At 70.0% G+C, this 12,126-nt stretch carries 11 protein-coding genes; 7 read left to right on the top strand and 4 right to left on the bottom strand.

Annotation, left to right across the window (positions count from 1 at the left end):
- Nucleotides 1–35: 35 nt before the first annotated feature.
- From bluB to paaN, 4 genes are all read right to left on the bottom strand, one after another.
- Complete coding sequence (gene bluB, locus ACEZHJ_RS09830; protein ID WP_018718226.1) at nt 36–752, bottom strand: 5,6-dimethylbenzimidazole synthase; 717 nt, start codon at nt 750–752, stop codon at nt 36–38.
- Nucleotides 753–890: 138 nt separating this feature from the next.
- On the bottom strand, nt 891–1,670 hold the full coding sequence (locus ACEZHJ_RS09835) for an enoyl-CoA hydratase (RefSeq protein WP_018718227.1): 780 nt from the start codon (nt 1,668–1,670) through the stop codon (nt 891–893).
- Nucleotides 1,671–1,767: 97 nt separating this feature from the next.
- Nucleotides 1,768–2,376, bottom strand: coding sequence for a phenylacetic acid degradation protein PaaY (gene paaY, locus ACEZHJ_RS09840; protein ID WP_018718228.1), 609 nt, complete (start codon nt 2,374–2,376; stop codon nt 1,768–1,770).
- Between the two features lie 182 nt (nt 2,377–2,558).
- Complete coding sequence (gene paaN / locus ACEZHJ_RS09845) at nt 2,559–4,226, bottom strand: phenylacetic acid degradation protein PaaN (RefSeq protein ID WP_163138628.1); 1,668 nt, start codon at nt 4,224–4,226, stop codon at nt 2,559–2,561.
- Nucleotides 4,227–4,600: 374 nt separating this feature from the next.
- Here paaN and paaF point away from each other — a divergent pair, with 374 nt between their 5' ends.
- The 7 genes from paaF to ACEZHJ_RS09880 all read left to right on the top strand — a co-directional run bounded on the left by paaF (nt 4,601) and on the right by ACEZHJ_RS09880 (nt 12,119).
- Nucleotides 4,601–5,380, top strand: coding sequence for a 2,3-dehydroadipyl-CoA hydratase PaaF (gene paaF / locus ACEZHJ_RS09850; protein ID WP_163138627.1), 780 nt, complete (start codon nt 4,601–4,603; stop codon nt 5,378–5,380).
- Nucleotides 5,381–5,386: 6 nt separating this feature from the next.
- On the top strand, nt 5,387–6,178 hold the full coding sequence (gene paaG / locus ACEZHJ_RS09855) for a 2-(1,2-epoxy-1,2-dihydrophenyl)acetyl-CoA isomerase PaaG (protein ID WP_163138626.1): 792 nt from the start codon (nt 5,387–5,389) through the stop codon (nt 6,176–6,178).
- Nucleotides 6,179–6,180: 2 nt separating this feature from the next.
- The gene (gene paaH / locus ACEZHJ_RS09860; RefSeq protein WP_163138625.1) at nt 6,181–7,701 is read left to right on the top strand and encodes a 3-hydroxyacyl-CoA dehydrogenase PaaH; all 1,521 of its coding nucleotides are present in this window, start codon (nt 6,181–6,183) and stop codon (nt 7,699–7,701) included.
- Nucleotides 7,694–8,161 carry a hydroxyphenylacetyl-CoA thioesterase PaaI gene (paaI, locus tag ACEZHJ_RS09865; protein ID WP_163138624.1) on the top strand — a complete coding sequence of 156 codons (468 nt, stop codon included), beginning with the start codon at nt 7,694–7,696 and terminating at the stop codon, nt 8,159–8,161. The genes paaH and paaI overlap by 8 nt, the downstream gene beginning before the upstream one ends.
- Nucleotides 8,158–9,366, top strand: a complete 1,209-nt coding sequence (pcaF, locus tag ACEZHJ_RS09870; RefSeq protein WP_163138623.1) for a 3-oxoadipyl-CoA thiolase — start codon at nt 8,158–8,160, stop codon at nt 9,364–9,366. The genes paaI and pcaF overlap by 4 nt, the downstream gene beginning before the upstream one ends.
- Before the next feature lie 89 nt (nt 9,367–9,455).
- Nucleotides 9,456–10,772: a phenylacetate--CoA ligase PaaK gene (gene paaK / locus ACEZHJ_RS09875; RefSeq protein ID WP_018718235.1), complete on the top strand. Its 1,317-nt coding sequence runs from the start codon at nt 9,456–9,458 to the stop codon at nt 10,770–10,772.
- Between the two features lie 129 nt (nt 10,773–10,901).
- Nucleotides 10,902–12,119, top strand: coding sequence for a multidrug effflux MFS transporter (locus ACEZHJ_RS09880; RefSeq protein ID WP_018718236.1), 1,218 nt, complete (start codon nt 10,902–10,904; stop codon nt 12,117–12,119).
- Nucleotides 12,120–12,126 lie beyond the last annotated feature (7 nt).

The following is a 12,126-nucleotide window of genomic DNA, read 5'->3' on the forward strand; positions in this document are numbered from 1 at the left end:
GCGGACCCGGTCCCCGGGATAGGCACGCGGACGGGCTATCCCCCGAAGGGATCGGGGTCCCGCAGCGCCGATGCCAGCGGCCCGACCGGCAGCGGCTGCCCCCAGACGTCGGTGTGCACGAGCTCGTCCAGCGGCAACCGCGAGCGCCAGCCGCGGCTCTCCAGCTCCGGCCGGGTCAGGAACTCGCTCACGTAGCCCACGCAGAGATAGGCCAGCGGATAGACCGCTTCGGGCAGCCCCAGCGTTCCGGCCAGCTCCCCCTGATCAAGGATGCTCACCCAGCCGACGCCAATGCCTTCCGCCCTGGCGGCAAGCCAGAGGTTCTGCACGGCCAGGCAGGCGCTGAACAGATCCGTCTCCAGGATCGTGTTGCGCCCGAGCACGTTGGTCCCGCCGCGAGATCGGTCGCAGGTCACGCAGAGGTTGAGCGGGCTTTCCAGGATGCCCTCGAGCTTGAGGCTGCGGTAGAGCCCGGCACGTTCACCGCCGTACTGCGCGGCAGCCCGCTCGTTCTCCCGCTCGAAGATCCCGCGCACGGCCTGCCGTACCGCCGTGCTCTCGATGACGATGAAGTCCCAGGGCTGCATGAAGCCCACCGACGGCGCATGGTGCGCCGCCTGCAGCAGACGCGCCAGCACCTCCGGCGGGACCGGATCGGGCAGGAACTGCGAGCGCACGTCCCGGCGCTCGCGAATGGCCCGGTAGAGGCCGTTGCGGTCGGTATCGGGGAATCGGTTGTCCGGCTGTGTCATGTCACTCCAGGTCGTCGGCGCCGGCTGGCGATGAGCGACCCATCCTTGCACGAAAGGCCGGCGCGACCTACCTCGACGCACCACGGAGACCAGGCCCGACGCGACGCGGGTCCGGTCTCCGTGATCGCCGCATCCGGATCACCGGTGCTTGAAGTCCGGCTTGCGCTTCTCCACGAACGCGGCCATGCCTTCCTTCTGATCCTCCGTGGCGAAGGTCGCCTGGAAGAGGCGGCGCTCCTGGCGCAGACCGTCGCGAAGCGGGGTCTCGAAGGCCTGGTTGACGGACTCCTTCACCAGCATGGTCGACGGCAGGGAGTGGCCGGCGATCTTCGCCGCGGTGCGCACGGCATCCTCGAGGAGCTGCTCGGCCGGGACGATGCGGGCCACCAGGCCGGCGCGCTCGGCCTCCTCGGCGTCCATGTTGCGGCCGGTCAGGCACATCTCCATGGCCTTGGCCTTGCCCACGGCGCGGGTCAGGCGCTGGGTGCCGCCGGCGCCGGGCATCGCGCCGATCTTTATCTCCGGCTGACCGAACTGGGCGTTGTCCGCTGCGATGATGAAGTCGCAGGCCATCGCCAGCTCGCAGCCGCCACCCAGTGCATAGCCGGCGACGGCGGCGATCAGCGGCTTGCGGAAGCGATCCGGCGCACTCCAGCCGTCGGTGCCGGGGAAGTCCCGGCGGAAGAGGTCGACGAAGTCGGAGCTCGCCATGTCCTTGATGTCCGCGCCGGCGGCGAAGGCCTTCTCGCTGCCGGTGAGGACCACCGCGCCGATGGCGTCGTCCGCGTCGAAGGCGGCGAGCGCCTGCCCGACCTCGTGCATGAGGGCATCGGAGAGGGCGTTCATGGCCTTGGGCCGGTCGAGGGTGACGATGCCGACGCGGCCGCGGGTCTCGGTGGTGATGTACTGGTAGCTCATGGGGCTGTCTTCGCCTCCTGTATTCAGGCTCTGGTGATCCGGGGTACGGGCGCGGTCTGCGCCGGCGGCGCCCCGGAGGGCGTGCCCGCGGTGACGTTCAGGACCCGCGCCGGCGCCGCTGGTACAGCGGCTCGACGTCGCCGACGTCCATGCGCGGACGGTCCGGCTCCATCTCCGCCTGCGGCGTGACCTCCACCATACTGCCCGCCGAGCGCAGGGTCAGGTTCTGGTAGGTCCGGGTGCCCTCGCGCTTCCACTCGACCTCGTCGTCGGTGAGCTCACGCAGGACCCTGGCGGGGACCCCGACGACCAGGCTGCGCGCCGGCAGCTCCACGTCGGCGCGCACGAACGCGGAGGCCGCGACGATGGTGGACTCGCCCACCACGGCGTTGTCCATGACCACGGCGTTCATCCCGACCATGGCGTTCTCGCGCACGCGACAGCCGTGGAGCACCGCACCGTGGCCGATATGCCCGTCCGGCTCGACGACGGTGTCGGTACCGGGGAAGCCGTGCATCACGCAGGTGTCCTGGAGGTTGCTGCCCTCCTCCAGGATCAGGCGGCCGAAGTCGCCACGCAGCGAGGCACACGGGCCGACGTAGACACCGGGACCGACGATGACGTCGCCGATGAGCACGGCGGAGGGATGGACGTAGGCGTCCGGGTGGACGACGGGGCGGATCCCGTCGATGGCGTAACAGGGCATGGGCTCTCCTCCTGGATCACTCGCCGCGGGGCACGCATCAGCCGGGGCGGGAGGATGGCCTGCCGGTCCCGGAGACGCCGTGACTGCCTCCCGGCAGGCGTGTCGGCGCCCCTCCCCGGCCACCGAAACGCCGCCACCGGTAAGCCACCCCGCCCCCGGTCGGGCGGTGCGGCGACGTTAGCTTACGCCGCGTGCCGCCGCGTCTCCACCACGCGGAAGCGGTTGGCCACGAACGCGCTGTCGCACAGGCAGGCATTCGCCGCCGGGTTGGCGCCGGTGGCGTGGTAGTCGCTGAAGGCCGCGGTCTGGTTGACGTAGACACCGCCGGTGAGGTTCACGGACAGCGACACGCCGGCGTCCAGCGCCGCCGCCTCCATGCGCTCCAGCACGACCTCGTCGCTGGCATACACGCCCCAGGTGATCGCCCCCCTGGACTTCGCGAGGCGGCGCGCCCGGTCGATGCTGTCATCGGTGCCGTCGGTCGCGATGACCATGGCGATCGGCCCGAAGAGCTCGCGGCCGTAGGTGTCCTCGTCGGCGCTGTCCACCTTGAGGATAAGCGGCGTGCGTACCCGCGCATTCTCGAACTCGGGGTGCTCGCGGGCCTCGGAGGCGAGCACCACCTCGCCGAGGCTGGTGGACTCCTCGATGCGGTCCGCCGTCACCGGTGCCTGGATGGCGCCGAGCACCGCGGTGGCCCGGTCGTTGTCCGAGAGGAACTTGCGCACGCCCTCGGCGATGGCGCTAGCCACCTCGTCGAAGGACAGGTGCCCCTGGTCGGTCTCGATACCGTCCCGCGGCACAAAGATGTCCTGCGGCGTGGTGCACATCTGCCCGGAGTACAACGACAGCGAGAACGCGAGGTTCTGCACCATGCCCTTGAGGTTGTCCGTGGAGTCGATGACGATCGAGTTCACGCCGGCCTTCTCGGTGTAGACCTGCGCGTGGTGGCAGTTGCGCTCCAGCCACTCGCCGAACTCGGAGCTGCCGGTGAAGTCGATCACGCCGATCTCCTCGCGCAGCGCCAGCTCCTTGGTCACCGGCGCCTCGCGGGTATCCACCACCATGGAGACGAGCCACGGGTCGAAGCCCGCCTCGCGCAACACCTGCTGGCAGACCTCAACGGTGATCGCAAGCGGCAGCACCGTGTGCGGGTGCGGCTTGACGATCACCGGGTTGCCGGTGGCGAGGCTCGCGAACAGGCCCGGGTAACCGTTCCAGGTCGGGAATGTGGACACGCCGATCATCAGCGCGAGCCCGCGCGGGATGACGCGGAAGTGCTTGTCCATCTCCAGCGGGTCACGCTTGCCCTGGGGCTTGACCCAGCGCGCGTCGCTGGCAGTGCGGGTCTGGGCCTCGAGCGCGTACGCCACCGCCTCCAGACCGCGGTCCTGGGCGTGGGTGCCGCCGGCCTGGAAGGCCATCATGAAGGCCTGCCCGGTGGTATGCATCACCGCGTGGCCCATCTCGAAGCTGCGCCGGTTCAGACGCTCCAGGATCTCCGCGCACACGCCCGCACGCTGCTCCGGGCCGGCGTCGCGCCAGGCCTTGAGCGAGGACTGCATGGCGGGGATCAGGGTGTCAATGTCGACCCGGGGATAGCGGATACCGAGGTCGAAGCCGTAGGGGGAGTGCTCCTCGCCGATCTCGCCCTCGATCCCCGGCATCTCCAGCTCGAACGGCCGGTTCAGCCGCGCCTTGAACGCCGCCTCGCCCTCGGACGCGGCGTTCTCGCCGTAGATCTTGCCGCTCGGCATCTCCGGGTACGGGCTCCAGAACTCCCGCGTGCGCGTGACCTCGATCGCCTTGTCCAGCGTCTGCTGGTGCTTCGCGTAGAAATCCTGTGCCATCTCGCCTCCTGGGGTGCCGCCCGCCGATGATTCACCAACGGGCCTGGTCCATACTTCTCGTCGGCGCCGCGTGCCGGCTACGGCGCGGGGACGGGCGCGGACGATGCCTTAAGGTCGCCCGTATTTTGATACGTATTTGACCTCTGTCAATGAAATTCTTGTATCCTATTAAACCGTTGCTGTATTGTTCGGCGACCTGAACCGGCGCCCGAAACCCGCCGCAAGGCGCGTCATGACGGGGATGCCGGCGGGAACGAGGCACCCCCGTACGGGGCTGCGGGACGCGATACCGAATACCGGCCGGAAAAGACTCAGGCCGTGTTCCTCCGACCCGCCACGGCGCCGACAACCCGTTTGCAGGAGGAGGGGCAGACATGGCCGACTTCGAGGACATCGTCGTGGCGCACGCGACGGATCATGTCCTGCAGATCACCCTGAACCGACCCAAGGCGCGCAACGCCCTGCGCACCAATCTTCTCCGCGAGATCGCCGAGACCCTGGACGCCGCCGCGAACGACGACGCCGTCCGCGCGGTCGTGCTCACCGGCGGGGAGAAGGTCTTCGCCGCCGGCGCCGACATCGGCGAGCTCGCCTCCCTGGATCTCAAGGGCGTGGTCGAGGACGCCCGCCCCGGCTACTGGCAACGCATCGCCGACTTCCCCAAGCCCATCGTCGCCGCGGTCAACGGCTACGCGCTCGGGGGTGGCTGTGAACTCGCCATGCACGCGGACATCATTATAGCCGCCGACGACGCCCAGTTCGGCCAGCCGGAGATCAATCTCGGCATCCTGCCCGGCGCCGGCGGCACCCAGCGCCTGATCCGTACCGTAGGCAAGCCGCTGGCGATGAAGATGGTACTCGCCGGGGAATGGATCGACGCCCGCACCGCGCTGACCAGCGGGCTGATCGCCGAAATCACGCCCCGCGAGGCCACCATCGAGCGCGCCCAGGCGCTGGCCGCCACCATTGCCGCCAAACCGCCCATAGCGGTCCGCCAGGCGAAGGACGTGCTGCTCAAGGCCTTTGACACCGGCCTCGGCGCCGGCCTGCGCCTGGAGCGCCAGGCGTTCACCATCCTCGCCGCCACCGAAGATCGCCAGGAAGGCCTCAGCGCCTTCATGGAAAAGCGCAAGCCCGAGTTCAAGGGACGGTAGACCGCCATGAGCTACGAGACCATCGAATACGCCGTCGAGGCCGGGGTCGCCACGCTGACCCTCAACCGGCCCAAGGCGCTGAACAGCTTCAACGCACAGATGCACGAGGAGGTCCGCGCGGCGATCAAGTCCGCCGAGCGTGACGAGGGCGTGCGCTGCCTGCTGATCACCGGCAGCGGCCGCGGCTTCTGCGCCGGCCAGGACCTCTCCGACCGCAACGTTGCCCCGGGCGGCGACGCCCCGGACCTCGGCGAGTCCATCGAGAAGAACTACAACCCGCTGATCCGCAAGCTCCGCGCCCTGGAGATGCCGGTGATCTGCGCGGTCAACGGCGTCGCCGCCGGCGCCGGCGCGAACCTCGCGCTCGCCTGCGACATCGTCCTCGCCGCGCGTTCGGCGAGCTTCATCCAGGCGTTCTGCAGGATCGGCCTGCTACCGGACTCCGGCGGCACCTGGCACCTGCCGCGACTGGTGGGCCACGCCCGCGCCATGGGCCTGGCGATGCTCGGCGACAAGCTCTCCGCCGACCAGGCCGAGGCCTGGGGCATGATCTGGCGGGTGGTCGACGACGAGCAGCTCGCCGCTGAGGCCGACGCCCTCGCCCGCCACCTCGCAGGCCAGCCCACCAAGGGCCTGTCGCTGATCAAGCGCGCGATCAACGCCTCCTGGCACAACGACCTGGACCAGCAGCTCGACCTCGAGCGTGACCTCCAGCGCGCCGCCGGACGCACCGACGACTACCGCGAGGGCGTGGCCGCCTTCATGGACAAGCGCGACCCGCAGTTCCAGGGGAAATGAGCATGAGCGCACTGAGCACCGACACCGTCATCGGCGTCATCGGCGCGGGCACCATGGGTGCCGGCATCGCCCAGGTGGCCGCCACCGCCGGCCACCCCGTGCTGCTGTTCGACGCCGTCGAGGGCGCCGCCGCCAAGGGCATCGAGCGCACGCGCTCGGGCATGCAGCGCCTGGTCGAGCGCGGGCGCATGAGCGCCGAGCAGGTGGACGCCATCTGCGCGCGGATCACGCCGGTGGATACCACCGCCGGACTCGCGCCGGCGGGCCTGGTGATCGAGGCCATCGTCGAGGACATCAATATCAAGCAGACGGTGTTCGGCGAGATCGAGACCATCTGCGGTGAGGACGTCATCCTCGCCACCAACACCTCCTCGATCTCCGTGACCGCCATCGGCGCCGGGCTCCGGCGCCCCGAACGCCTGGTGGGCATGCACTTCTTCAACCCGGCGCCGATCCTCAGGCTCGTCGAGGTCATCAGCGGCATCGCCACCGACCGCGCGGTGGCGGAGACGGTGCACGCGACCGCCGCCGCCTGGGGCAAGCACCCGGTGCACGCCCGCTCCACGCCCGGGTTCATCGTCAACCGCGTCGCCCGGCCCTTCTACGCCGAGGCGCTGCGGGTGCTCGAGGAGGGCGGCGCGGACGTCGCCACCATCGACGCCGCGCTCAAGGGCTCGGGGGGCTTCCGTATGGGGCCGTTCGAGCTCATGGACCTGATCGGCCAGGACGTGAACTTCGCGGTCACCAACTCGGTGTTCAACGCCTACTACCAGGACCCGCGCTTCCTGCCCTCGCTGCTGCAGCGCGAGTACGTCGAGGGCGGGCTGCTCGGGCGCAAGTCCGGGCGCGGTTTCTACGACTACCGCGAGGGTGCGGACAACCCCGTCCCCGCCGCCGCTCCGGCCGCCCCGCGCCCGGAGCGGGTGGTCGTCGAGGGCGACATGGGTGTCGCCGAGCCGCTGGTGGAGGCGATCGAGGCCGCGGGTATCGCGGTCGAGCGCCAGGACGGCGAGGACGGCTACCTCCACGTCGGCCCCACCACCCTCGCCCTCACCGACGGCCGGCTGGCCACGGAGCGGGCGTTCGAGGAGGACCTCGAGGAGCTGGTGGTCTTCGACCTGGCGCTGGACTTCGCCGACGCCGCCCGCGCGGTGATCGCCGCCGCGGACCAGACCCCCGCCGCCGGTGTCGAGCGCGCCGCCGGGCTGTTCCAGGCCCTCGGCCGGGAGGTCTCGGTGATCGACGACGTGCCGGGACTGATCGTGATGCGCACCGTGTGCATGCTCGCCAACGAGGGCGCGGACGCGGTGAACCAGGGGGTGTGCGACGCCGCGGGCTGCGACACCGCCATGAAGGGGGGCGTGAACTACCCGCGCGGGCCGCTGGCCTGGGCGGAGGCCATCGGCCTGCCCGAGGTCTGCCAGGTGCTGGACAGCCTCGCGGTGGTCTACGGCCTGGATCGCTACCGTGTCTCGCCGCTGCTGTGGCGAAAGGTCTATGCAGGAGCCGGATTCCATGAGTGATGAAGCGACCGTCGAGACCGTCTCGGCGCAGGAGATGGCCGAGCGCTGCGCCCGGGCCATGTGGGACGACGATACCGCCTCGCGCGGTCTGGGAATGACGCTCGAGGCCGTGAGCCCCGGGTATTCCCGGCTGTCGATGACCGTGCGCGACGACATGGCCAACGGCCACGACAACTGCCACGGCGGGTTCATCTTCACGCTGGCGGACTCGGCGTTCGCCTTCGCGTGCAACTACAACAACCTCATCACCGTCGCCCAGGGTGCGTCCATCGACTACCTGGCGCCGGCGAAGCGCGGCGACCACCTCACCGCAATCGGCGAGGAACGCAGCCGCGGCGGGCGCACCGGGGTCTACGACATCCGGGTGGAGAACCAGGACGGCCGCGTGGTCGCGCTGTTCCGCGGCAAGTCCTATCAGACCCGGGGCCGGATCGTGCCCGGGCTGGAGGTGAAGGAATGACTCAAGCGTATATCTGCGACGGCGTGCGCACGCCCTTCGGCCGCTACGGCGGCGCGCTGGCGGCGGTGCGCGCGGATGACCTGGCCACCGTGCCGCTGAAGGCGCTGATGGCGCGCAACCCGGACGTCGACTGGGCGGCGGTGGAGGATGTCATCCTCGGCTGCGCCAACCAGGCCGGCGAGGACAACCGCAACGTCGCACGCATGGCCGCCCTCCTCGCAGGCCTGCCCGAGGACGTCCCCGGGAGCACCGTCAACCGCCTGTGCGGCTCCAGCCTGGATGCCGTCGGCACCGCCGCCCGCGCCGTGCGCGCCGGGGAGGCGGAGCTGATGATCGCCGGCGGCGTCGAGAGCATGTCCCGGGCGCCGTTCGTCATGGGCAAGGCCGAGAAGGCCTTCTCCCGGCACGCCGACATCTACGACACCACCATCGGCTGGCGCTTCGTCAACCGCCTGATGGAGGAGCAGTTCGGCACCCACTCCATGCCGGAGACCGCCGAGAACGTCGCCGAGGACTACGGCGTCTCCCGCGACGACCAGGACGCCTTCGCCCTGCGCAGCCAGAAGCGCACCCACGCCGCGATGGAGTCGGGCCGCCTCGCCGAGGAAATCACCCCGGTGACGATCCCCCAGCGCAAGGGCGATCCGGTGGTCGTGGACAGCGACGAGCATCCCCGTCCGGAGACCACTGCGGAGGCATTGGCCAAGCTGCCGACGCCCTTCCGTCGCGAGGGCGGCAGCGTCACCGCCGGCAATGCCTCCGGCGTCAACGACGGCGCCGGTGCGCTGATCGTGGCCTCCGAGGGGGCGGTTAAGCGCCACGGCCTCACCCCGCGGGCGCGGGTGCTGGGCATGGCCACCGCCGGCGTGGCCCCGAGGGTGATGGGCATCGGCCCCGCCCCGGCGAGCCGCAAGCTGCTGGAGCGCCTCGGACTCGGCATCAAGGATATGGACGTGGTCGAGCTCAACGAGGCCTTCGCCGCCCAGTCGCTGGCGGTGCTGCGCATGCTCGGCGTCGCCGACGACGCCGGACATGTGAACCCGAACGGCGGCGCGATCTCCCTGGGCCATCCGCTCGGCGCGAGCGGCGTGCGCCTGGCGCTGGCGGCGGTCAACGAGCTGCACCGCCGCGGCGGGCGCTACGCCCTGTGCACCATGTGCATCGGCGTCGGTCAGGGTATCGCCATGGTGATTGAGCGGGTCTGAGGCCCGCACCGGCCGCCGGGGAACGGCGGCCGGGCAACGCGACCAAGAATACCGGCAAGCATCCCTACCCCGGGGAAGGAGAGTCCCAGATGAAGAGCCCCAACGTCCCGCTGCGAACGCTGCTCGAGCCCGTCGAGACCTGCACCCTCGACGAGCTGCGCCACGTCCAGCTCGAGCGCCTGCGCTGGTCGCTCAACCACGCCTACAAGAACGTCCCGTTCTACCGCGAGAGCTTCGACCGGGCCGGGGTGCATCCCAATGAGCTCAACAGCCTCGCCGACCTCGCGAAATTCCCCTTCACCTACAAGAACGACCTGCGGGACAACTACCCCTACGGCATGTTCGCCGTGCCCATGAGCGACGTGGTCCGCATCCACGCCTCCAGCGGCACGACCGGCCGTCCCACCGTGGTGGGCTACACCAAGAACGACATCGACACCTGGGCGGACGCCGTGGCCCGCTCCATCCGCGCCGCAGGCGGGAGTGCCAACGACATCGTCCACGTGGCCTACGGCTACGGCCTTTTCACCGGCGGGCTGGGCGCGCACTACGGTGCCGAGCGCCTCGGTGCGACGGTGATCCCGATGTCCGGCGGGCAGACCGAGAAGCAGGTGCAGCTGATCACCGACTTCAAGCCGTCGATCATCATGGTCACGCCCTCCTACATGCTCAACATCGCCGACGAGTTCGAGCGCCAGGGCATGGACCCGCGCCAGACCTCGCTGCGTGTCGGCATCTTCGGCGCCGAGCCCTGGACCGACGCCATGCGCCAAGAGATCGAGGAGCGTTTCGACATCGACGCGGTGGATATCTACGGCCTCTCCGAGGTCATGGGTCCGGGTGTGGCCCAGGAGTGCGTGGACACCAAGGACGGCCCCACCATCTGGGAGGACCTCTTCTACCCGGAGATCATCGATCCGGAGACCGGCGAGGTGCTGCCCGACGGCGAGGAAGGCGAGCTGGTGTTCACCAGCCTCACCAAGGAGGCGCTGCCGATCATCCGCTACCGCACCCGCGACCTCACCCGCCTGCTGCCGGGCACCGCCCGCACCATGCGGCGGATGGGCCGCATCACGGGGCGCTCGGATGATATGCTAATCATTCGCGGTGTTAATGTTTTCCCCAGCCAGATCGAGGAGCGGATCTGCAACCAGGGGCAGCTGGCGCCGCACTACCAGATCGAGGTCTGGCGCGACGGGCACCTGGACAAGATGGCTGTCTACGTCGAGCCCCGGCAGGATCTCGGCGAGGTCGGCGACGAGGAGAAGGTCGCGCTGGCCAAGGACCTGCAGCATCACATCAAGTCCTACATCGGCATCAGCACCGAGGTCCGCGTGCTGAACGCCGGCGAGGTGGAGCGCTCCCAGGGCAAGGCCAAGCGGGTCATCGACAAGCGGCCCAAGTAGCGCCGCCCCCGCTCGCCACCCGCCAACGGCCCGACGCAGTCGGGCCGTTTTGTGTGCAGCGATACTAACCTTCCAGGGCGTATACGTCCTGAAAGGTTAGTCACAACGACGGGCCGAAGGAGGAACGCATTGCTGGAACCCAAGTCCAGGACGACCACCCTGCTGCTCGCGGCGCTGGTCGCCATCGGCCCGCTCGCCACGGATCTCTACCTCCCCGCCCTGCCGGCCATCAGCCGGGCGCTCGAGGCGAGCAGCGACGAGGTCCAGCTCACGCTGAGCGTGTACATGCTCGGCTTCGCCCTGTCCCAGCTCATCTACGGCCCGCTCGCTGACCGTTTCGGCCGCAAACCGGTGATCGTCGGGGGGCTGGCGCTGTTCGTGCTGGCCACCATCGGCTGCGCGCTGGCCCCGACCATCGAGACGATGATCGCCCTGCGCTTCCTCCAGGCCCTCGGCGGGTGCGTCGGCCCGGTGCTCGGGCGCGCGGCGGTTCGCGACATCCACGGTCACCGCGAGGCGGCCCGGGTGCTCTCGCACCTGGCGACGGCGATGGCCCTGGCACCCGCCGCCGCCCCCGTGCTCGGCGGCTACCTGCTCGTGGCGGCCGGCTGGCCCTCGCTGTTCGTGGTACTCGCGGTCTACGCCGCCGTCGTGACCGCGACCGTGGCCCTGGCGCTGCCGGAGCCCCTGCCCGCCGCCTACCGCCAGCCCATCCGTCCCGGGGTCATCGCCGCCAACTACCGCACCCTCGTCCGCTCGCGGGTGTTCGTGGGCTATTCCCTGGCGGTGGGCTTCGTCTTCGGGGGTCTGTTCGCCTTCCTCTCCGGCTCGTCGTTCGTGCTGATCGAGTTCCTCGGCGTGGCGGAGGAGCACTACGGGCTGTATTTCACCCTGGTGGTACTCGGCTACATGGGCGGCAGCATCATCGGCGGGCGGCTGAGCCGGCGCTGGGGGATCGAGCGACTGATGCTCGCCGGCAGCCTGCTCTCCGCCGCCGCGGGCTCGGCCATGGCGGGCCTGTCGGCGGCCAGCGTCTATACGGTGGCGGCCGTGATCGTGCCGCACATGCTGTTCATGACCGGCGTGGGCATCGTCATGCCCCAGGCCATGGCCGGCGCCATCGGCCCGTTCCCGCAGATGGCCGGCTCCGCCTCCGCGCTGCTCGGGTTCATACAGATGGCCATCGCCGCCGGCGCCGGTGCGCTCGTGGGCCAGTTCCACGACGGCACCTCCCACTCCATGGCCTTCATCATCGCCGCCATGGGGCTGGCGACGCTGGCAAGCTTCCTGCTCATCGCCCGCCCGGCGGAACGCGCCCCGGCGCGGGAGACGGCAACGCCATCATAGGGGCGGT

This window comes from Arhodomonas sp. KWT2, from assembly GCF_041949875.1.
In the GTDB taxonomy this organism is placed as follows: domain Bacteria; phylum Pseudomonadota; class Gammaproteobacteria; order Nitrococcales; family Nitrococcaceae; genus Arhodomonas; species Arhodomonas aquaeolei.